This is a genomic window from Streptomyces sp. NBC_00289 (assembly GCF_041435115.1).
Classification (GTDB): Bacteria; Actinomycetota; Actinomycetes; order Streptomycetales; family Streptomycetaceae; genus Streptomyces.
The window spans coordinates 3,646,972-3,667,295 of record NZ_CP108046.1 but is presented as its reverse complement, the minus strand read 5'-3'; the positions used below and the strand labels follow the sequence as shown (position 1 = coordinate 3,667,295).

Annotated in this window: 17 protein-coding genes; 7 read left to right on the top strand and 10 right to left on the bottom strand. The window is 71.6% G+C overall.

What is annotated here, in order from left to right:
* Nucleotides 1-55 precede the first annotated feature (55 nt).
* The 3 genes from OG985_RS16590 to OG985_RS16580 all read left to right on the top strand — a co-directional run bounded on the left by OG985_RS16590 (nt 56) and on the right by OG985_RS16580 (nt 4,201).
* Nucleotides 56-904 carry a 3-hydroxyacyl-CoA dehydrogenase family protein gene (locus OG985_RS16590; protein ID WP_371669112.1) on the top strand — a complete coding sequence of 283 codons (849 nt, stop codon included), beginning with the start codon at nt 56-58 and terminating at the stop codon, nt 902-904.
* 150 nt (nt 905-1,054) lie between these two features.
* Nucleotides 1,055-1,378 (top strand): STAS domain-containing protein, encoded by a 324-nt coding sequence (locus tag OG985_RS16585; protein WP_371669111.1) that lies wholly within the window; start codon nt 1,055-1,057, stop codon nt 1,376-1,378.
* Nucleotides 1,379-1,636: 258 nt separating this feature from the next.
* Complete coding sequence (locus OG985_RS16580) at nt 1,637-4,201, top strand: ATP-binding protein (RefSeq protein ID WP_371669110.1); 2,565 nt, start codon at nt 1,637-1,639, stop codon at nt 4,199-4,201.
* Nucleotides 4,202-4,278: 77 nt separating this feature from the next.
* Here OG985_RS16580 and nucS read toward each other — a convergent pair whose 3' ends face one another.
* Nucleotides 4,279-4,950 carry an endonuclease NucS gene (nucS, locus tag OG985_RS16575; protein ID WP_371669109.1) on the bottom strand — a complete coding sequence of 224 codons (672 nt, stop codon included), beginning with the start codon at nt 4,948-4,950 and terminating at the stop codon, nt 4,279-4,281.
* 308 nt (nt 4,951-5,258) lie between these two features.
* On the opposite strand from nucS, the gene OG985_RS16570 reads away from it, so the two are divergent.
* Complete coding sequence (locus OG985_RS16570) at nt 5,259-5,651, top strand: SCO5389 family protein (RefSeq protein WP_371669108.1); 393 nt, start codon at nt 5,259-5,261, stop codon at nt 5,649-5,651.
* 82 nt (nt 5,652-5,733) lie between these two features.
* Here OG985_RS16570 and OG985_RS16565 read toward each other — a convergent pair whose 3' ends face one another.
* Nucleotides 5,734-6,762, bottom strand: a complete 1,029-nt coding sequence (locus OG985_RS16565) for an LLM class flavin-dependent oxidoreductase (protein WP_371669107.1) — start codon at nt 6,760-6,762, stop codon at nt 5,734-5,736.
* A gap of 222 nt (nt 6,763-6,984) precedes the next feature.
* On the opposite strand from OG985_RS16565, the gene OG985_RS16560 reads away from it, so the two are divergent.
* Entirely contained in the window at nt 6,985-7,317 is a 333-nt protein-coding gene (locus OG985_RS16560; RefSeq protein ID WP_371669106.1) for an ATP/GTP-binding protein, read from the top strand.
* Between the two features lie 16 nt (nt 7,318-7,333).
* Here the strand turns inward: OG985_RS16560 and OG985_RS16555 are convergent, their stop codons facing one another.
* The 7 genes from OG985_RS16555 to mce all read right to left on the bottom strand — a co-directional run bounded on the left by OG985_RS16555 (nt 7,334) and on the right by mce (nt 17,079).
* Nucleotides 7,334-8,206: an ABC transporter permease gene (locus OG985_RS16555; protein WP_371669105.1), complete on the bottom strand. Its 873-nt coding sequence runs from the start codon at nt 8,204-8,206 to the stop codon at nt 7,334-7,336.
* Nucleotides 8,203-9,471, bottom strand: a complete 1,269-nt coding sequence (locus tag OG985_RS16550; protein WP_371669104.1) for an ABC transporter ATP-binding protein — start codon at nt 9,469-9,471, stop codon at nt 8,203-8,205. Before OG985_RS16550 ends, OG985_RS16555 begins: the two co-directional genes overlap by 4 nt.
* A gap of 117 nt (nt 9,472-9,588) precedes the next feature.
* Nucleotides 9,589-10,359: an ABC transporter permease gene (locus OG985_RS16545; RefSeq protein ID WP_371669103.1), complete on the bottom strand. Its 771-nt coding sequence runs from the start codon at nt 10,357-10,359 to the stop codon at nt 9,589-9,591.
* 2 nt (nt 10,360-10,361) lie between these two features.
* Complete coding sequence (locus OG985_RS16540) at nt 10,362-11,312, bottom strand: ATP-binding cassette domain-containing protein (RefSeq protein WP_371669102.1); 951 nt, start codon at nt 11,310-11,312, stop codon at nt 10,362-10,364.
* Nucleotides 11,313-11,431: 119 nt separating this feature from the next.
* Nucleotides 11,432-12,364: a cellulose-binding protein gene (locus tag OG985_RS16535; RefSeq protein ID WP_371669101.1), complete on the bottom strand. Its 933-nt coding sequence runs from the start codon at nt 12,362-12,364 to the stop codon at nt 11,432-11,434.
* Between the two features lie 182 nt (nt 12,365-12,546).
* Nucleotides 12,547-16,428 (bottom strand): polarized growth protein Scy, encoded by a 3,882-nt coding sequence (scy, locus tag OG985_RS16530; RefSeq protein WP_371669100.1) that lies wholly within the window; start codon nt 16,426-16,428, stop codon nt 12,547-12,549.
* A 210-nt stretch (nt 16,429-16,638) separates the two neighbouring features.
* Nucleotides 16,639-17,079 (bottom strand): methylmalonyl-CoA epimerase, encoded by a 441-nt coding sequence (gene mce / locus OG985_RS16525; protein WP_371669099.1) that lies wholly within the window; start codon nt 17,077-17,079, stop codon nt 16,639-16,641.
* Between the two features lie 148 nt (nt 17,080-17,227).
* Here mce and OG985_RS16520 point away from each other — a divergent pair, with 148 nt between their 5' ends.
* Together OG985_RS16520 and meaB are read left to right on the top strand one after the other, a co-directional pair.
* Nucleotides 17,228-18,430, top strand: coding sequence for an acetyl-CoA C-acetyltransferase (locus tag OG985_RS16520; RefSeq protein ID WP_371669098.1), 1,203 nt, complete (start codon nt 17,228-17,230; stop codon nt 18,428-18,430).
* A gap of 42 nt (nt 18,431-18,472) precedes the next feature.
* Nucleotides 18,473-19,432: a methylmalonyl Co-A mutase-associated GTPase MeaB gene (meaB, locus tag OG985_RS16515; protein ID WP_371669097.1), complete on the top strand. Its 960-nt coding sequence runs from the start codon at nt 18,473-18,475 to the stop codon at nt 19,430-19,432.
* A gap of 175 nt (nt 19,433-19,607) precedes the next feature.
* Here meaB and OG985_RS16510 read toward each other — a convergent pair whose 3' ends face one another.
* Nucleotides 19,608-20,249 (bottom strand): PepSY domain-containing protein, encoded by a 642-nt coding sequence (locus tag OG985_RS16510; protein WP_371669096.1) that lies wholly within the window; start codon nt 20,247-20,249, stop codon nt 19,608-19,610.
* Nucleotides 20,250-20,324: the final 75 nt, after the last annotated feature.

Sequence of the window (20,324 nt, the reverse complement as noted above, 5' to 3'; positions counted from 1 at the left end):
CCGCCGAAGAGGCATACGTAAACAGTGTGTAAGGCGTTCAAAGGGGAGTCGCACAGTGGCACGGAAGCTTGCCGTCATCGGCGCCGGGCTCATGGGTTCCGGTATCGCCCAGGTCTCCGCGCAGGCGGGCTGGGACGTCGTCCTGCGTGACGTCACCGACGAGGCCCTGACGCGCGGCACCGACGGCATCAAGGCCTCGTACGACAGGTTCGTCAGCAAGGGCAGGCTGGAGGCGCACGACGCCGACGCCGCCATCTCCCGGATCACCGCGACCACCGACCTGGACGCCGTCGCGGACGCCGACGTCGTCGTCGAGGCGGTCTTCGAGAAGCTGGAGGTCAAGCACGAGATCTTCCGCGCACTCGACAAGATCGTGCGCGAGGACGCCGTGCTGGCCTCCAACACCTCCGCCATCCCGATCACCAAGATCGCGGCGGCCACCGAGCGCCCGGAGCGGGTCGTCGGCGTGCACTTCTTCTCGCCGGTGCCGATGATGCAGCTCGTCGAGCTGGTCCGCGGCTACAAGACCAGCGACCAAACCCTGGCCACGGCACGGGAGTTCGCCGAGTCGGTCGGCAAGACCTGCATCGTCGTCAACCGGGACGTGGCCGGGTTCGTGACCACCCGTCTCATCTCCGCGCTCGTCGTCGAGGCGACCAAGCTCTACGAGTCCGGTGTCGCCACCGCCGAGGACATCGACCTCGCCTGCAAGCTGGGCTTCGGCCACGCGATGGGCCCGCTGGCCACGGCGGACCTGACCGGCGTCGACATCCTGCTGCACGCCACCAGCAACATCTACACCGAGTCGCAGGACGAGAAGTTCGCGCCACCGGAGCTGATGCGCCGGATGGTTGACGCCGGTGACATCGGACGCAAGAGCGGGCAGGGCTTCTACAAGCACTGAAACCGCACGTGCCTCGGGCGTATCACCCGCCCGGGTGAATTGGGTATCGGTTCGCTCACGGACGGCAACCTCTGAGGGTCTCACACCGTCAGAGGTTGCATCACCGAAGACATCAGACACGGAGCACGGACGCACTCACGGGGAGCGCATATGTTCATCAGGGGCGACCACGTCGAGCTGGTCGTCGGGGGCCGCCTCGACGTCCGCAGCGCGGCGGACGCCCGTACGGTCCTGCACTCGGCCGTCGACGACGGTGTCGGCGATCTCGTGCTCGACCTGTCCGAGCTGGACTCCTGGGACGCCACCGGACTCGGGGTGATCATGGGAGCACACCGGCGGGCCGGCCGCTGCGGCCGTCGGCTCGTCCTGCGCGACGTACCGCTGCAGATGCAGCGTCTGCTGGTGGCCACCCGGCTGCACCGGATCCTGGCGATCGAGGGCGGCATCGGCGTGGAGTCCCTGCCCCGCGTGTGACACGCGCCACGGGTGTGGCACGGCGGACGCGGGAGACCCGGGCGGAGCACCGCGAATCCGGGGAGGGCAATCCTCATGAGACTGTGACGTCTCGGACCGCGCGGTACCCCGGGCTGTCGTAGATACTGACTAAAGGTTTAAGGTTCGGTCGCCCGCTGCGTGACAACCCTTGAGCGGGCCCGGACCAGAAGCGACAGCGCGGTGTGCGGCAAGGCCGGGAGGGGCTCGGCACACGACGCTTTTGGGGGGCTTGTACCTATGGACCCGAACAACCGGGGACCCGAGGAGCGCGGCCACGACGGTGACGGCGAAGCGCCACGTCAGCGCCAGCCCAGGGAATCCCTCACATCGGACTTCGGTCAGCACGCGCCCGCGCTGGCCCGCACGGTGCGGCTCGTGGCCGGTGACTTCCTGCTCACCGTCAACCCCGTCGACGGCAGCGAGATAGAGAACTGCCCGCCGGGAGAGCGCCCCGGCCGGCCCCCGAAGTTCACGGTCGCCGAACGCGCCGAGGTCGCCCGCGCCGCCAAGCCGCCCGTCCCGCCCGGGCTCACGCCGCCGGCGCTGCCCCTCCTGGCCCGCCAGGACGAGCGCGAACAGCTGGTGCGCCTGCTCGCCCGCGGCCGCTCCGTACGCCTCACCGGTCCCGCCGGCTCCGGCCGCACCAGCCTCCTCGACGTCGTCGCCGAGGACTGCGAGGACCTCGCCCCCGACGGCGTGGTCCGCCTCACCGGTTTCCACCGCACCACGAGCGACCTGCTCCACGACCTCTTCGCCGCCGTCCACAACGCCCCCCGGTACCGCCCGGGCCCGGACGACCTGCGCGCCTGCCTCCGGGACGTCGGCGCGGTCGTCGTCCTCGACGATCTCGAATTCGGCGGCGCGGCCCTCGACGAGCTGATCGAGGCGACGCCCGAGTGCGCCTTCCTGATCGCCACGACGCCGGACGTGCCCGCCCCGTCCCCCGACTCCGCCGTCGAGGAGGTCTTCCTCGGCGGACTGGACCGCGCCGACGGCCTGGAACTCCTGGAGCGCGCCGTCGGCCGCGTCCTCACCGAGGAGGAGGCCAACTGGGCCGGCGACCTCTGGTTCGAGTCCGAGGGCCTGCCGCTGCGCTTCGTCCAGGCCGGCGCCCTGCTGCGGCGGCGCGACGAGGTGCGGGCCGGCACGAACGCCGTCGACGAGTTCGGCGTCTTCGCGGACGCGCCGGCGGCCGACGCCCTCGTGGACGCCGACGACGGCGACGCCCTCCCGCTGCCCTCCCTCGGCGAGGCCGCCGCGCCCGCCCCCCTGCTCGCCTCCCGGCTCAGCGCCTCGGCGCGCGCCACCCTGCGCTTCGCCGTCGCGCTCGGCGGAGAGGTGCCGCACCAGGCGCACCTGCCCGCGCTCGTCGGCGACACCCACGCCGACGCCGCGCTCGCCGAGCTGGCCGCCTGCGGACTGGTCTCCCCGGTCGGCGCCCGCTACCGGCTCGCCGCGGGCGTGCAGACCCAGCTGGAGGCCGCCGGATACGCGGTCGAGGCCGACGCCCGGGCCCTGACGGCCGCCCAGCACTACACCTGGTGGGCCGGGCACCCCTCGGTGGGCCCGGAGCGCGTGTGCGCCGAGTCGGACGCCCTGCTCGCCGCCCTCGACGTGCTCGTGCCGGCCACCACGGCGCCCGGCGAGGAGGAGGAGAGCGCCACGGTACGGCTGGCCCGCACCGCGGCGCCCGCCTTCGCCGCCGGGCTTGACTGGAGCGCCTGGGAACAGGCGCTGCGCCTCGGCGCCGAGTCCAGCCGGCTCGCCGGAGAGGCCGCGGAGCAGGCCTACTTCCACCACGAGCTGGGCGTCCTCGCGCTCTGCGCCGGACAACTCGACCTCGCCCGCACCGAACTGGAGACCTCCGTCGGTCTGCGCGGCGCCCTCGCCGACAAGCGCGGCACCGTCGCGAGCCGCCGCGCCCTCGCCCTGGTCGCCGACCGCTCCGGCACGACGGCCGGCCTCGGCGCGGTGCTCGCCCTCGGCGCGACCGCGGGCGAGGAGGTGCCCGAGGCACGCCACGACGAGTCGGCATCGCCTCCCGGCGGAACACCGGCGCCCTTCCCGCCGCTGCGGCCCCCGGCCCGGGACGACACCTCGTCCCTGGTCGTCCACCAGGCGAGCGCGCCGCCCGCGTCGCGCTCGCCGAAGGGCCGGACCGGCATCCGCGCCTATGCCCGGCGCAACCTGGTGGCGGCCGGCGCGGGTGCGCTCCTCGTGGCCGTGCTGGGCACGGTGGTGACGCTCGGCGCCACCTCCAACAACGACGCGAACAACCCGTCCGACCAGGTGGGCGTCAACCCGTCCGCCAGCCAGGGCAGCGGGGACGACAGCCTGGGCGCCGACACGGCGCCGACCAACGGCGACGGCTCCGACGACACCGGTACGGCGACGAGCCGGCCGACCGACCCGGGCCCGGACGGCACCCTCGGCACGTCGGACGATCCGACGCCGGTGGAGACGGCGGGACCGTCGGACGACCCGAGCGGGACGCGGGGGTCGGGGGGCTCGTCGAGTTCGCCGTCCAGGCCGCCTACGCGGCCGACCACGCCCAAGCCGTCGTCGTCACCGTCGGGAAAGCCCTCCGCGTCCACGTCGGGCAGCGCGAGCCCGTCGACGTCGACCTCCTCGACGCCCTCCGACACCGCGTCACCGTCCGGCAGCGCGTCGACGGCTCCCACGACCACCGACTCCGCCAGCCGTCCCGCCTCCTCCAGCGCGCCCGTGGCGACGAGCAGTTCGGCGAGTGCCCCGACGAGCGGCGACCAGACGACGCCGAGCGGCTCGTCCCCGGTGATCTGACGCCCACCCGACACACAAGGGCCGGGTCCGCGTGTCGGACCCGGCCCTCGTCGTCGTGGCACCTCATGGAACGGCGGTCAGAACAGGCGGAGCTTGTCGTCCTCGATGCCGCGCATCGCGTTGTAGTCGAGGACCTGGCAGCCGATGCCCCGGTCCGTGGCGAGGACGCGGGCCTGCGGCTTGATCTCCTGCGCGGCGAAGACCCCGCGGACCGGCGCGAGATGGGGATCGCGGTTCAACAGCTCCAGATAGCGCGTGAGTTGCTCCACGCCGTCGATCTCGCCGCGCCGCTTGATCTCCACTGCGACGGTCCGCCCCTCCGCGTCCCGGCACAGGATGTCGACCGGTCCGATCGCCGTCATGTACTCGCGGCGGATGAGCGTGTAGCCCTCGCCGAGGGTGTCGATGCGGTCGGCGAGGAGCTCCTGGAGGTGCGCTTCCACGCCGTCCTTGATCAGGCCGGGATCGACGCCCAGTTCGTGCGAGGAGTCGTGCAGGACCTCCTCCATCGTGATGATGAGCTTCTCGCCCGCCTTGTTGACGACGGTCCAGACGCCTTCCTCCTCGCCGGTGCCCTCCTTCAGGGTGCAGGGCGGCGACATCCAGTTGAGGGGCTTGTAGGCCCGGTCGTCCGCGTGGATCGAGACGCTTCCGTCCGCCTTGACCAGGATCAGGCGGGGCGCGGAGGGGAGGTGGGCGGTGAGCCGGCCCGCGTAGTCGACGGAGCAGCGGGCAATGACGAGACGCATGGTCGGCAACGCTACTCGACGGGCCGGGGTGCACGCGATTCGCCCTCCGGACTTCCGGCGCCCCTGTCGACCGGGCTTCGCTGGGCCGTCCTTGTTGTCCTGGAAGACCCGGGTCACCCCCTGTTCACTGGTGGCCGATTGTGTGCCTATTGAGGACGCCCTATGTGCGCATTCTCCTGGTGCGGCCACCGTCCGCTGCTTACCGTATAAACGGGAGGTCGCGAGACGTGTACTCAGCGTGTTCGGCATCGCGGCCTCCCTTATCTGTCCGGCAACCCCTGCTGGTCGGGGGTGCGAGAGGAGAACCCATGTCGCTCGACGTCTCACCGGCCCTACTCGAACAGGCCGAGCGAGGCGAGGTCGACGAAGCGGAATTCGTCGACTGCGTCCGGACCTCCCTGCCCTACGCATGGGAGATGATCAGCTCCCTGGTGGCTCAGCTGAAGGTGGACGGCGGACAGTTCGCCGACAACCAGACGCCTCCGCCGGACGAGCAGGCACGCGGTCAGCTGCTGCGTGCACTTGCGAGTGACGCGATACGCGGTGCGCTGCAACGGCATTTCGGTGTGCGACTGGCCTTCCAGAACTGCCACCGGGTGGCGGTGTTCCCTGCTGACTCCTCGGTCGACGAGACGCTGGTCCGCTTCACCTCGGTACGCAGCCAGTTGCTCAACCAGTCGCCGGAGTTCAGGGACTGCTGACGCCCAAGGCCCGTTTGCTTGCCGCTCCGTACGCGGGAGGTGCATTCGTACCGGGGCGGCAAGCATCCTGCATGGGGCATATTCAGCCGAGGTGGGGGAGCACCTCGGCTCCCAGCCTCCGGACGTTCTCCTCGGTGGCGGCCAGGTCCCCGGAGCCCTCGACGAGCAGCGCGAAGCGGGAGATGCCGGTGCGCTCGCTGGTCGCCGCGAGCCGGTCGGCGCACAACCGCGGGGTGCCCACCGGGTGCAGCCCGCAGAGCAGTTCGGTGTACGCCAGCGGGTCGCGCATCGAGCGCTGCCGTCCGTCCACCGTCACATGGGCTTCCAGCCCCTGCTTGAGCCAGCCCGGCATGGCCTTCGTCAGCGTCTCGACCGCGTCCGTGCGCCGGTCGGCGATCTGGCAGACGCCGGCCGACACGTGGGCCGCGCCGAGGACTTCCTCCGCCGGCCGCCCGGCCGCGTGGGCGAGCCTGCGCCACAGGGCTACCATCTCGGCCTTCTCCTCGTCCCCCACGTGCATGCCGAGCAGCATCGGCAGCCCGCGCTCGGCCGCGAGCCGCACGCTCGCCGGTGAGGTGCAGGCGACGACGACCTCGGGGCCCGCGATGTCCGAGAGGGACTCCGACGGCCTTGGTACGACCGGCACTTCGCGAAATCCGAAGCGTTTCCCGGCGGCCCCGACCGAGGGTTCGCGCAGCCAGCGCACCAGCAGATCGAGTGATTCCGGGAAGTCCTTCTCGTACGCCTCCAGGCCCGCCCCGAACACCTCCAGGTCGACCCATGGGCCGCCGCGTCCCACGCCCAGTGAGAAGCGCCCGCCGCTGGTCACGTGCAGCAGCGCCGCCTGCTCGCCGAGGGCCACCGGATGGACGGTGGGCAGCACGCTGACCGCGGTGCCGACCCGGAGCCGGCGGGTGCGGCCGAGCAGCAGGGCTGCCAGAGTGATCGCCGACGGACAGGTGCCGTACGGCACGAAGTGGTGCTCGGCCAGCCAGACCGTGTCGAGCCCCGCTTCCTCGGCCACCTCGGCCGTGCGGACCGCGCGGTGCAGCGCCTCCCCCTGGCCCTGCCCCGGGAACTGGGCGGCCAACACGAAACTTCCTACGCGCATTGCTTTTCCTGCTTCCTTGGCTCCGACGCGGAGCTCCCCCACCGGGCATAACCGTCTGACACGTGCCGAGGACACGGCCTGGCGAAGAGATTTGCGGATTGTCTGCAGAATGGGCCGCATGGGAGGGTGACTTGAGAGGGTTGGTCCCCTACGCCTACCCCTGTCGGTGCCGCGTAGGCTGGACGTGGCCCCTGCATCCTGTATAGCCCCGTGAGGTGTCCCTTGTCCCCGCGTCGCAACCGACCCAAGGAAGCCGCCCCGGCCGCCCGTGGCGCCGAGGACGACCGCTCGGGTCGCTACGGGGGCTGGCAGTCCACCGAGGACTGGCAGGGCGAGGAGTGGAGCGTGCGCCATGTGGCGGGGGCCAGTGCGCAGGGCAAGACCTACCGCTGCCCCGGCTGCGACCAGCTGATCGCCTCCGGGGTCCCGCACGTCGTCGCCTGGCCCGAGCACTCCGGCGTCGACGACCGCCGCCACTGGCACAAGGCGTGCTGGAACGCGAAGGACCGCCGCACCACGAGGGTGCAGCGGTCCCGGAACGCGCCCAGATTCTGACGCCGGTCTCCCGGCTCTACACGTCCCGCTTCTCCAGCAGCGCGTACGCGCCGGCGAACGCGACGGCCGTCGCCCCGAGGATGATCCACAGGGGGTCCCAGCCGGACGGGCCCGTCTCCGTGAGCGAGTTCGAGTAGAAGACGCTGAGCTGGTTCGGGATCGAGTACTCGAACAGGGCCTGACGCACGTCCTCCAGCGACTGCGAGAACATGAACAGCGCGATCACCAGCGGGGCCAGCACGGCGCCGATCATGATGGTGATGGCGCCCGCCGAGTGCCGGATGATCGAGCCGACGATGAGCGAGAGCAGCCCGAGCAGCGCCAGGTAGAGCGAGATGCCGACCGTGGCCTTCAGCCATTCCTGGCCCGTGGGGTCCTTGGCACCGGTGCCGTCCAGCAGGGGGATCTGCACCAGGGCGACGAAGCAGGAGGCGGCCAGCGTGACCACGAACGCCACCCCGAAGAACACGATCGACTTCGCCGCCAGCACCCGCCCGCGGGTCGGGCAGGCGGTCATCGTGGTGCGGATCATCCCGGTGCCGTATTCCGAGGCCGTGGTCAGCACGCCGAGCGTGATGAGGCACATGCTGCCGAGCAGCAGCCCGAAGAACCCCATCGACAGCGGGTTCTCGCCCGACAGGTCCGAACTCGAGGAGCCGACGAGCGCGCCGGTCAGCAGCCCGATGCCGACGACGAGCAGGACGAACACGCCGAGCGTCCACATCGTGGAGCGCACCGACCTGATCTTCGTCCACTCCGAGGCGAGCGCGTGCCCGAGGTGCGTGCGCACCACCGGGATCGGCGAGGTGTAGGTGGGGTACGACGAGGGACCGGGCGCCGCCTGCCAGGCGGGTGCGCCCTGCTGCATCGGGGGCTGGGGGGTGCTCATCGGGCGTCCTCGGGCTTGTTCAGGTCGGCGACGGGGGCGGCGCCCTGGGCGGGAGCCGGGGCGGCGGGCGGCTGCGCGGGGGCGGCCGGCGGCTGCGCGTACGGGTTCCGGTGACCCGCGCCGGGAGCGGCACCGGGCGCGCCGTACGGGCCCGACGGCGGTTGTGCCGGCTGTCCCTGCGCCCCCGGCGGTTGCTGGGGTACGGGCTGACCCTGGGGCATCGTGAAGGGGTGGCCGCCCTGCTGGGGCGGCGGCGGGGCGTACCAGCCCGGCTGGCCCTGTCCCGGCACCGGCATCGGCGGCTGCGCGCCGGGCGGCAGCGGCTGCATCAGGCCGGCCTTCTGGTCGATCGTCGAGCGGTAGTCGACGGCGCCCTGCGTCATCCGCATGTACGCCTCCTCCAGCGAGGCCTGGTGCGGCGACAGCTCCCACAGCCGTACGCCGGAGTCGTACGCGACGTCGCTGATGCGGGGCAGCGCCAGCCCCGTGACACGCAGCGCGCCGTCCTGCTCCGGCATGACGTGTCCGCCGGCCTCGGTGAGGGCGCCCGCCAGCTTCTCGCGCACCTGCGGGTCGGTGTCGGGCGTCCGCACGCGCGCGAAGTCGGCGGAGTTCGCCGAGATGAAGTCCCGGATGCTCATGTCGGACAGCAGCTGCCCGCGCCCGATGACGATCAGGTGGTCGGCGGTCAGCGCCATCTCGCTCATGAGGTGGCTGGACACGAAGACGGTCCGACCCTCCGCCGCGAGTGCCTTCATCAGGTTCCGCACCCAGAGGATGCCCTCGGGGTCGAGGCCGTTGACCGGCTCGTCGAACAGCAGCACCTGGGGGTCGCCGAGCAGCGCGGCCGCGATGCCGAGCCGCTGGCCCATGCCGAGGGAGAAGCCCTTGGACCGCTTCCTGGCCACGTCCTGGAGCCCGACCACGCCCAGCACCTCGTCCACCCGCCGGGCCGGGATGCCCGACAGCTGGGCCAGGCTCAGCAGGTGGTTGCGGGCGTGCCGCCCGCCGTGCACCGCCTTGGCGTCCAGCAGGGCGCCGACCTGTCGGGGGGCGTTGGGCAGCTTGCGGTACGGGAAGCCGCCGATCGTCACCTGCCCGGAGGTGGGGTTGTCCAGGCCGAGGATCATCCGCATCGTCGTCGACTTGCCCGAGCCGTTGGGCCCGAGGAAACCGGTGACGGCGCCGGGCCGCACCTGGAAGGAAAGGTTGGACACAGCGGTCTTGTCGCCGTAGCGCTTGGTCAGGCCGACTGCCTCGATCATGCTCCGCACCCATCGAAAGGTTCAGGACAGCGGGGCACACGCCCCCCGTAAGGGTTAGGAGCTTATCGGGGCGCTGACGGTTCCGCCCAAGGGAAGGCAAAGCCCCGGCCGCGGCGGCTACGCGTCCCGCCGCTTGAGCAGGACGTATCCGCCCGCAAGGGCCGCAAGCACCCATAGCGCCATGATCCCGAGCCCGCCCCAGGGACCGTAGGGCGTGTCGTCGTCGACCGGGGTGACGACCTGCATGATCCTGCTGCCGGCCTGGTCCGGCAGGAACCGGCCGATCTTCTCCGTCGCCGAGACGTTGCCGAGGATGTTGGAGATCAGGAAGAAGAACGGCATCAGGATGCCCAGCGACAGCATCGGGGAGCGCAGCATCGCCGCGACGCCCATCGAGAACATCGCGATCAGGGTCATGTAGAGGCCCCCGCCGATCACCGCGCGCAGGACACCCGTGTCGCTGATCGAGGCCCTGTGCGAGCCGAGCATCGCCTGTCCCAGGAAGAAGGCGAGGAAGCTGGTCACCAGGCCGACGGCGAGGGACAGCCCGGTGGCCACCGCGATCTTGCTGAACAGGAACCTGCCGCGCTGCGGCACCGCGGCCAGCGAGGTGCGGATCATTCCGGTGCTGTACTCGTTCGACACGACGAGCACCCCGAACACGATCATCGCGAGCTGCCCGAGGCTCATGCCCGCGAAGCTGATGAACGTCGGATCGAAGGAGATCTGGTCCTTGGTGCTCATGTTGTCGAACTCGTTCCGCGACAGCGCCGAGATCAGCATGCCGAGGGCGAGGGTGACCACCACGGTGAGGGAGAGCGTCCACACCGTCGACGCCACCGACCGGATCTTGGTCCATTCGGACCGGACGACCTGGATCGCCGCCATGCTCAGCTCCTCGTCCGGTCGTGGCCCCACTGCTGCTCCGGGGGCGTCTGCGAATGCGCGTGGTACTCGACCGACTCCGCGGTCAGCTGCATGAACGCCTCCTCCAGGGAGGCCTGCTGGGGGCTCAGCTCATGCAGCACGATCTGGTGCTGCGCGGCCAGCTCCCCGATGTGTTCGGGCTTGCCGCCGTCCACCTCCAGCGTGCCGCTGCCCGCCTCGACGGCGGTGATCCCGGCCTCGTGCAGCACATCGAGCAGCCGCTCGCGCTGGGGGGAGCGGATACGGACGTACGAACGGGAGTTCTGGCCGATGAAGTCGGCCATGGAGGTGTCGGCGAGCAGCCGGCCCTGGCCGATGACGACGAGGTGGTCGGCGGTCAGCGCCATCTCGCTCATCAGGTGACTCGACACGAACACGGTCCGCCCCTGCGCCGCGAGGGACTTCATCAGGTTGCGGATCCAGTGGATGCCCTCGGGGTCGAGGCCGTTGACCGGCTCGTCGAACATCAGGATCCGCGGGTCGCCGAGCAGCGCGCCCGCGATGCCGAGCCGCTGCCCCATGCCCAGGGAGAAGCCCTTGGCCTTCTTCTTCGCGACCGAGGTGAGACCGACCGTGTCCAGCACCTCGTGCACGCGGCCGGTCGGGATGCCGTTGCTCTGGGCGAGGCACAGCAGATGGTTGAAGGCGCTCCGGCCGCCGTGCATGGCCTTGGCGTCCAGCAGGGCGCCGATGTAGCGCAGCGGGTCCTTGAGCCGGTCGTAGTGCTCGTTGTCGATCCGGACGTCCCCGGCGGTGGGGCGGTCGAGTCCGAGCATCATCCGCATGGTCGTCGACTTCCCGGCGCCGTTCGGACCGAGGAAACCCGTGACGATGCCGGGTCTGACGGTGCAGGTGAGGTTGTTGACCGCCACCTTGTCGCCATACCGCTTCGTCAGGCCCTCGAGCTCGATCATGCGGCCACGCTAAGACGCGACAAAGCCCCCTGCCACCGGAGTGGCAGAGGGCTTCGCGGGAGTTCAGCTGCCGGATGCCCGGAGGTCACCGGTGCCCGGAGGCAGCCGGCGGCCGACGGCTACCGGGACTGCTGAGCCGGAACGCCCCGGGAGATCGGCTCGTCCTCGGCCGGCGTCGCGGCGGCCACCGCGGCACCGGTGAGCGTCGCCAGCATCTCGCGCACGTTCGTCAGCTGGGCGTTGATCGAGTCGCGGCGGTTGGTCAGCGCCGCGAGCTCGCGCTCGGATTCCGAACGGATGCGGTCGGCCTTGGCGTTGGCGTCGGCCACGATGTCCTCGGCCTGGCGCTGCGCCGTCTCGACGGTCTGGCGGGCGCGGCGCTCGGCGTCCGTGCGCAGCTTCTCCGCCTCCAGCCGCAGCTGCTCCGCGCGGTGCTCGATCTCCGCGAGACGCTTCTCCGCCTTCTGCTGACGCGAGGCCAGGTCCCGCTCGGACTGCTCGCGGCGCTTGGCGAGGTTCGTCTCGAAGTCGGCGGCGGCCTGCGCGGCCTTGGCGCGGGTCTCCTCGAAGAGGGCGTCGGCCTCCTCACGCTTCGACTGCGCGTCCTTCTGCGCCTCGGAGCGCAGCTGCGAGGCGTCGCTCTTGGCCTTCTCGACGATCCGGACGCCTTCGTCCTCGGCCTTGGACTTGCGCTCCGCGGCGAACGACTCCGCGTCGTTGCGGACCTGCTGGGCCGACGACTCGGCAAGCTCGCGGTGCTGCTCGGACGCGCGACGGGCCTCCTCTCGCAGATCCTTGGCCTCTTCCTCGGCGAGGCGGAGGATCTTCTCGACACGCGCGCCGAGACCGGCGTACGACGGCTCGGCGTCGCTTACCTGAGCCTGGGCGTTCTGCGTCTCGAGGTGGAGCTCCTCGATGCGCTTTTCCAGAGCGGTGATGCGGGCGAGAGCGCTGTCACGGTCGGAGGCGAGCTTCGAGATCCGTTCGTCCACCTGCGCGCGGTCGTACCCACGCCGCACAAGCTCGAAGCCGTAGGGGGAAGTGTCGCTCATGGGGTTCCTGTCGAATGAGACCGGTGAGGTGATAGGTGGAATCCTAGGGCCGGAAGCGGTGTGTCATCGAGCGGATGCGCGTTTGATCTGGAGAATGACACCCCTTTTGGGTGGCTAACCGTCGGACGGCTTGCCAAAGACTTGGTCAAAGGCCTCAGAAGGTGTCCAATTCGACCTGTGTGCTAGCTGTCTGACGACTTGCCGCCCGAACGGGGAGCGCCGACCACGGCGCCCGCCTTGACCCCGCCGTCCTTGCCCGCCGTCGGGGCCTCGAAGGACTCCAACGCCTCCAGGACGTCCTGGACACGCGAGATCTCGGCGTTGATGTCCTCGCGCCGGCGCACCAGGATCTCCAGCTCGCGCTTGCCCTCCTCGACCGTGCGCCGCGCCTCGCGGATCGCCTCGGCCTTGAGCTCCTCGGCCTCCCGCACCAGCGTGGCCTTCTTCAGCTCGGCCTCCTTGAGGAGACCCTCGGCCTTCTTCACGGCGGCGATACGCACCTTGCCCGCCTCCGAATTGGCCTCCGAGACCAGTTCCTTGGCCTTCGCCTGAGCCTTGCCCAGCTGCTCCTCGGCGGCCTTGATGAGCGCGTCACAGCGGTCGCCCGTCGACCTCATCGTCTCGGACGCCTCGCGGCGGGCCCGCTCGTGCAGCTGCTCGATCTCGTTCGTGATCCGCTCGCGCAGCTCCTCCGCGCGCTCCCGGATCGCGGTGGCGTCCCGGCGGGCGCCGACGAGCAGGTCGTCCGCGTCCGTACGGGCCTTCTCCACCGTCGAGTTGCCCTCGACCGTCGCCTCGGACACCAGCCGGTCGGCCTCGCTGCGGGCCGCGCCGACCATGCTGTCGGCCTGCCCCTCCGCGTCCGCCGTCGTCTTCTGCGCCTGCTGCTGCGCCTCGGCGAGCAGCTTGTCGGCCTCGGCCGCGGTCTCGCTGATGAGCTTGTCGACCTGCTCGGCCGCCTCGGAACGCCGCTTGTTGGAGTCCCGGCGAGCCTCGTCGAGGGTGTGCTCGGCCTCCTCGCGGGCGGACGACACAAGACGCTCCGCCTCCGCCTCGGCCGCCGACTTGAGGCGCTGCGACTCGCCGCGGATCCGCTCCGCGTGCTGCTGCGCCGAACCGACCGTCTCCGCGGCCTCGGCCCGCAGCCGCTCCGCGTCCCCGGTGGCGTCCGCGATCAGCCGCTCCGCCTTGGTGACCGCCTCGGTGCGGACCCGCTCGGCCTCGGCCGCCGTCTCCGAGGTGAGCCGCTCGGCCTCGGCGAGGGTCTCCGTCTGGAGCCGCTCCGCCTCGGAGCGCGCCTCGTTGATGAGGGTGTCCGCCTGGTTCGCCGCGTCCGACCGGATGCGGTTGGCGTCGTCCCGGGCGTCCGCCCGGGTGCGCGACGCGGCCTGGTCGGCCTCGGCGACCAGGTCCGACACCTCGGTGCGGACCCGCTGCGCGTGCTCGGACGCGTCCGAACGCAGCCGCTCCGCCTCGGCGATCGCCTCCGCGACCGTGTGCTCGGCGAGCGACTTGGCGGCGTCCGTCTCCTCGTTCGCCTCGCGCCGGATACGGCTCGCGTCCTCCGCGGCCCGCTCCCGCTCGGCGTAGGCGTCGGCGCGGACCCGGCCCGCCTCCTCCTCGGCCTCGCGCCGGACCCGGCCCGCCACGTGCTCGGCGGCCGAGCGCAGCCCGGTGATCTCCTCCTGGGCCTGCTCGTGCAGTCCGGCGACCGCGTCCCGCACCTGCTGGGCGTGCTGTTCGGCGGCCGACACCATCTCGTTGGCCCGCCGGTCGGCCTCCTCGACCAGACGTACGGCCTCGGCCTGCGCGTCCTCCACCCGCCGGCGCGCCGAGGCCAGCAGTTCCTCGCTCTGTGCGCGGGCCTGTTCGCGCTCCTGGCCGGCCTCCTGGCGGGCGGCACCGAGCAGCTCCTCGGCCTCGCGGCGGCGCCGGGCGGCCTCCTCCTGGGCGGCGGCCAGCGTCTCCGACGCCTCGACGGCCAGCCGCTCGGCGGCGGCCTGCGCCTCCGCCCGCATCCGGTCGGCGCTGTCCTGCGCCTCCGCCTTCAACTGCTCGGCCTCGGCGACCGCGTCGGACCGCAGGCGTACGGCGATGGCCTCGCCCTCCGCCCGGGACGCGGACGCGTCCGCGGCGGCCTCGGTGCGCAGCCGGTCGGCCTCCTCGGCGGCCTGCGCCTGGAGGGTGCGGATGCGCTCCGCGGCCTCGGCGCGCAGCCGCTCGTTCTCCTCGGCGGCCTCGCGGCGGATGCGCGAGGCCTCCTCGCGGGCGTCGGTCAGGGCCTGCTCGGCGGCGGTGAGGCGCTCCTCGGCCTCGGTGTGCAGCCGGGTCAGCTCCTGGGCGGCCTCGGCCCGGCGGGTCTCTATGGCCCGCTCGGTCTCCGCGCGCAGCTCGCGCCCGGCCTGTTCGGCGTCGTTCCTGATGCCCTCGGCCTGCTCGAGGGCCTCGTCGCGGTGCCGCTCGGCCTCCTTACGGGTGCGCTCCAGGGTCTCCTCGGCCTGCCGGCGCAGCGTGGTGGCGCGCTCGATGGCCTCGGTGCGGACCTTCTCGCTGTCCGTGGTGGCGCTCTGCCGCAGCTCGTCCGCGTCGGCCTTCGCCTTGGACAGCAGGTCCTCGGCGGTCCTGGCCGCCTCCTCGATCTGCTGGACGGCCTCCCGGCGCGCCTCGGCACGGATCTTCTCGCCCTCGGCGACCGCGTCGGCGCGCAGCTGCTCGGCCTCGCCGCGCAGCCGGCGGGCCTCCTCCTGGAGCTCGACCGTCTTGGCGCGGTACTCCTTGGTGTCGTCCTTCGCCGAACCCTTGAGCTGCTCGGCGATGTCGTGCGCCTCGGCGCGCAGCCGGTCCGCCTCGGTCTCCGCGTCGGTGCGGATCCGCTCGGCCTCCTCGGCGGCCGCCCGGGTGGTCTGCCGGGCGTCCTCCTGGGCCTTGTTGAGGACGTCCTCGGCGGTCTTGGCCGTCTTGGCGAGCTGGGAGGCGGTTTCCTCGGCGGTGAGGCTGCGGGCCTTCTCGGCGGCCTCGGCGAGGATCTTCTCCGCCTCGGCGCGGGCGTCGGCGACCAGCTGTTCGGCGTCCGACCTGGTGGTCTCGGCCTCCTTGGTGGCCTCGCCGACCAGCCGGGCGACCTGCTCCTTCGCCGTACGGGTGCGCTGCTCGTTGGCCGACTCGGCGCTCGAGAGCGCCTTGGCGGCGGCCTCCTTCGCCTCGGTGAGGACCTTCTCGGCCTCGGCGCGCGCCTCACGCAGTGCCGTGTCGGCCTCCGCGATGCGCTGCTCGGCGGTCCGGCTCAGCTCCTGGGCCGTGCGGCGGGCGCTGTCCGACTCGCTCGCGGTGGAGGTGCGCAGCTGCTCGGCGTGGTCGGTGGCCTCCTGGGCCTGCGTCGAGGCGGCGTTGATCAGCCGCTCGGCGTCGGTGCGGGCACGGCGCAGAAGCTGCTCGGCCTCCGCGCGGGCCGCCTCGGCGTCGCTCTGCAGCCGTTGGCGGGCCTCCGCGGTGACCCGCTCGGCCTCGGCCCGGGCGGCGGCCATGGCCTGCTCGGCCTCGGCCCGCGACTCGTCGAGGAGGCGGCGGGCCTGCTGCTCGGTGCGGGCGCGCAGTTGTTCCGCCCACGCCACGTTCTCGTTGACGTGCGACTCGACGGTCTGCCGCCGCTCGGCGAGCTCCTGGTCCAGCTGCTGCCGGCGGGTGACCGCCTCCTGGTGGAGCTCCGCCTGGAGGCGTGCCGCCTGCTCGGCGTGCTCCTGGAGGATGCGCTGGGTCTGCGACCGCGCCTGGCTCAGCTCCCGCTCGGCGTCCAGCCGCAGCTGGTCGGCCTGGATCTGGGCGTTACGGAGCAGCTGCTCGGCCTGATAGCCGATGTCACCGCCGTCGTAGGCCGGTCGGGACATGAGGGTGCGCCGCGCCTCGTGCAACTTGGCGCGCAGCACCTCGACCTGGTAGCCGAGGTCCTCGGCGTGCTGGATCGCCTTTTCCCGCTCGGTCTTCAGCCGATCCATCTCGGCCTCGAACCGAGAGAGGTGGTCGACGTCAGCCGCCGGCTCTCGCTCCTGGCGTTCGTAGCCCCGCACTGCGCGGTCCCATCCGTCCCCTGGTCGCAAGTATGGCCAAACGAGCTCCGTCCATACGCCCGAACGGGGCCCCCGGGGAATGGTGTCAGATCAACGGCGGAGCACGGGCTGCCGCCCCGACGCTCGTCCCCCGAAACCCGGACCCCGGCCCGCGGTCACCCTCTCGGAGCGGCGACCGCCCCCAACCCTACCGGCCCATATGTACGAGGGTCAGTGCTCAGGTGACTCAACGGGCGCAGAAGTGACCAGTTCTGTCAGTACGCCATGGCAATCCTTGGGGTGCAGGAAGGTGATCCGCGACCCCATGGAGCCGCGTCGTGGCTCCTCGTACAGGACGCGTACGCCCTTGTCGCGGATGTCCGCGGCGTCCGTGTCGACGTCCGCCGTACCGAAAGCGATGTGGTGCACGCCCTCGCCGTTCTTCGCGAGCCACTTCGCGACGGTGGAGTCCTCCCGGGTGGGTTCCAGAAGTTGCAGATAGGAAGCCCCGCCGTCGGACGTATCGTTGATCTTGAGCATGGCCTCGCGCACGCCCTGCTCCTCGTTGATCTCGGAGTGGAACACCTCGAAGCCGTAGGTGGCCCGGTAGAACTCGACGCTCTTGTCGAGGTCGAAACAGGCGATTCCGATGTGGTCGATTCGCGTCAGCATGCTGCCAGTGCAGCGCTCCGGAGGTGGTTACGCAACGTGCGCGCGATCACACTGACCGCCCGGTGACGCGATGGACTACCGCTCAGTACATTCGAAGTAAACCCTCGTTCACTCCTCGGCTGTGCAAGCCGGAAGGGGATCGCATTCCATGACTGGAACGAACAGCAGTACCTCGGTGATCGTCGCGGGCGCCCGGACGCCCATGGGGCGGTTGCTGGGCTCGCTGAAGTCCTTCTCGGGAGCCGAACTCGGCGGCTTCGCCATCAAGGCCGCCCTCGACCGCGCGGGGATCGGCGGCGACCAGGTGCAGTACGTGATCATGGGCCAGGTGCTCCAGGCCGGGGCAGGGCAGATCCCGGCACGCCAGGCCGCGGTCAAGGCCGGCATCCCGATGAGCGTTCCGGCGCTCACCATCAACAAGGTGTGTCTGTCGGGCCTCGACGCCATCGCGCTGGCCGACCAGCTGATCCGCGCCGGCGAGTTCGACGTGATCGTCGCGGGCGGCCAGGAGTCCATGACCAACGCCCCGCACCTGCTGCCGAAGTCCCGTGAGGGCTTCAAGTACGGCGCGATCGAGATGCTCGACGCCATGGCGTACGACGGTCTGACGGACGCCTTCGAGAACATCGCCATGGGCGAGTCCACGGAGAAGCACAACACCCGCCTGGGCATCCAGCGCCCCGAGCAGGACGAGATCGCCGCCCTCAGCCACCAGCGGGCGGCCGCCGCCCAGAAGAACGGCATCTTCGAGGCGGAGATCACCCCGGTCGAGATCCCGCAGCGCAAGGGCGAGCCGGTCGTCTTCAGCAAGGACGAGGGCATCCGCGGCGACACGACGGCGGAGTCCCTCGGCAAGCTGCGCCCGGCGTTCACCCGTGACGGAACGATCACCGCCGGTTCCGCCTCACAGATCTCGGACGGCGCGGCGGCCGTGGTCGTGATGAGCAAGGCCAAGGCGCAGGAGCTCGGCCTGGACTGGATCGCGGAGATCGGCGCGCACGGAAACGTGGCGGGCCCGGACAACTCTTTGCAGTCGCAGCCGTCGAACGCGATCCTGCACGCCCTGAAGAAGGAGGGCCTGGAGGTCTCCGACCTCGACCTGATCGAGATCAACGAGGCCTTCGCCGCGGTCGCCGTCCAGTCAATGAAGGACCTCGGCGTGTCCACGGAAAAGGTGAACGTCAACGGCGGCGCCATCGCCCTCGGACACCCGATCGGCATGTCCGGCGCCCGCCTCGTCCTGCACCTCGCGCTGGAGCTGAAGCGGCGCGGCGGCGGGGTCGGCGCGGCCGCCCTGTGCGGCGGCGGCGGTCAGGGTGACGCCCTGATCGTGCGGGTATCCAAGGCCTGACACGCGTTTTTTGGTAGCCGACTGCTAGTGAACGGAGCTGTGATGCAGGACGTCTCCACCCTGGTGGCCCAGGCCAGGGAAGGCCGGCCGCGGGCCGTGGCCCGGCTGATCTCCCTGGTGGAGGGGGCGTCTCCGCAACTCAGGGAGGTCATGGCGGCGCTGGCCCCGCTGACCGGCAACGCGTACGTCGTCGGCCTCACCGGGTCACCGGGCGTCGGCAAGTCCACGTCGACGTCGGCGCTGGTGACGGCGTACCGCAAGCAGGGCAGGAGGGTCGGCGTCCTGGCCGTCGACCCGTCCTCGCCGTTCTCCGGCGGCGCGCTGCTCGGCGACCGGGTGCGGATGTCGGAGCACGCCTCCGACCCCGGCGTCTACATCCGCTCGATGGCCACCCGCGGCCACCTGGGCGGCCTCGCCTGGGCAGCCCCGCAGGCGATCCGCGTCCTGGACGCGGCGGGCTGCGACGTGGTCCTGGTCGAGACGGTGGGCGTGGGCCAGTCGGAGGTGGAGATCGCCTCCCAGGCGGACACCTCCGTGGTGCTCCTGGCCCCCGGCATGGGCGACGGCATCCAGGCCGCGAAGGCGGGCATCCTGGAGATCGGTGACGTGTACGTCGTCAACAAGGCGGACCGCGACGGCGCCGACGCGACGGCCCGTGAGCTGAACCACATGCTCGGCCTCGGTGAGTCCCGTGGGCCGGGGGACTGGCGTCCGCCGATCGTGAAGACGGTCGCGGCGCGCTCCGAAGGCATCGACGAGGTCGTCGAGGCGCTGGAGAAGCACCGCGCGTGGATGGAGGAGCGGGGCATCCTGGCCGAGCGCCGGGCGGCCCGCGCCGCCCGCGAGGTGGAGACGATCGCGGTCACGGCCCTGCGCGAGCGCATCGGCGACCTGCACGGGGACCGACGGCTGAGCAGTCTGGCCGAGCGGATCGTGGCGGGGCGACTGGACCCGTACCGGGCGGCCGACGAACTGGTGGCGGGGCTGACGGAGGGGAACTGAGGACGGAAACCCTCAGCACCCGTCGGGCAGCCTGGTCGTAGGCGGTCGTAGGCGGTCGTAGGCGGTCGCAAGTCGTGGGGCCCGGCCGGAACGGTGGTCCGTTCCGGCCGGGCCCCACGGTTGTGGTCAGGCGTGCCCTGACACCTGCCGGTCTGCTCGCGGGCCGGGTCTCGCGTCAGTCGTCCGACCGGTCCGCCGTCACCTTGCCCGTGCGCAGGTCGACCCGCCAGTCCTGCTCCGGCTGGCCGGCGGAGCCCCGCGTCTCGACCTCCCAGGCCTTCGACGTGCCGTCCTCGTCCAGCTCCACGGCGGTCACCGTGCCCTTGCCGTGGACGGCCTCCGCCGCCTTCGCGGCGGTCACCGGCGCCCCCTTCAGGGCGGCCCGCACCTGCGGGGTGTCGTCCTCCCGCTCGGCGGTGGAGCCGAGGACCCCGCCCTTCGCGGCGTCGATCCGGACGGTCTTCCAGGTGTTGTCGCCGGCGAGGACGTCGACCTCCCACACGACCGCGGTACCGCTGCCCTCCTCGTCGTCCAGTTCGGCGGAGACGACGGTGCCGGAGGCGTGCCGCAGGGCGGAGGCGATCGCGTCACCGGCGGTCACGTCGGCGGAGGCCACCCGCGCGGCCTCGTCGTCCGCGCGGCTGTCGTCGTCGCCGTCGTCGTCCCGGCCCCCGTCGTCGCCATCCCGGGCATCCGTCTGCCGTACCTGGCCCGAACCCGACGCCTCGCCGTCCCCCGTCACCGCGAGAGCCGTGGCCGTACCGCCCCCGACCAGGGCCGCGCAGGCGACGACGGCGATCACGATGTTGCGCTTCATGAGGTTCCTCCAGAGTCTTCGGCTGGTTTCGCTTCGACGGGATCCACCATCACCGACCGACGCTGAGGGGAACCT

What these genes read in the sequence shown, in the direction of transcription:
- OG985_RS16585 (WP_371669111.1), top strand. Translation starts at nt 1,055, where the DNA reads ATGTTCATCAGGGGCGACCACGTCGAGCTGGTCGTCGGGGGCCGCCTC.
- OG985_RS16580 (WP_371669110.1), top strand. Translation starts at nt 1,637, where the DNA reads ATGGACCCGAACAACCGGGGACCCGAGGAGCGCGGCCACGACGGTGAC.
- nucS (WP_371669109.1), bottom strand. Translation starts at nt 4,950, where the DNA reads ATGCGTCTCGTCATTGCCCGCTGCTCCGTCGACTACGCGGGCCGGCTC.
- OG985_RS16570 (WP_371669108.1), top strand. Translation starts at nt 5,259, where the DNA reads ATGTCGCTCGACGTCTCACCGGCCCTACTCGAACAGGCCGAGCGAGGC.
- OG985_RS16565 (WP_371669107.1), bottom strand. Translation starts at nt 6,762, where the DNA reads ATGCGCGTAGGAAGTTTCGTGTTGGCCGCCCAGTTCCCGGGGCAGGGC.
- OG985_RS16555 (WP_371669105.1), bottom strand. Translation starts at nt 8,206, where the DNA reads ATGAGCACCCCCCAGCCCCCGATGCAGCAGGGCGCACCCGCCTGGCAG.
- OG985_RS16550 (WP_371669104.1), bottom strand. Translation starts at nt 9,471, where the DNA reads ATGATCGAGGCAGTCGGCCTGACCAAGCGCTACGGCGACAAGACCGCT.
- OG985_RS16545 (WP_371669103.1), bottom strand. Translation starts at nt 10,359, where the DNA reads ATGGCGGCGATCCAGGTCGTCCGGTCCGAATGGACCAAGATCCGGTCG.
- OG985_RS16540 (WP_371669102.1), bottom strand. Translation starts at nt 11,312, where the DNA reads ATGATCGAGCTCGAGGGCCTGACGAAGCGGTATGGCGACAAGGTGGCG.
- OG985_RS16535 (WP_371669101.1), bottom strand. Translation starts at nt 12,364, where the DNA reads ATGAGCGACACTTCCCCCTACGGCTTCGAGCTTGTGCGGCGTGGGTAC.
- mce (WP_371669099.1), bottom strand. Translation starts at nt 17,079, where the DNA reads ATGCTGACGCGAATCGACCACATCGGAATCGCCTGTTTCGACCTCGAC.
- OG985_RS16520 (WP_371669098.1), top strand. Translation starts at nt 17,228, where the DNA reads ATGACTGGAACGAACAGCAGTACCTCGGTGATCGTCGCGGGCGCCCGG.
- meaB (WP_371669097.1), top strand. Translation starts at nt 18,473, where the DNA reads ATGCAGGACGTCTCCACCCTGGTGGCCCAGGCCAGGGAAGGCCGGCCG.
- OG985_RS16510 (WP_371669096.1), bottom strand. Translation starts at nt 20,249, where the DNA reads ATGAAGCGCAACATCGTGATCGCCGTCGTCGCCTGCGCGGCCCTGGTC.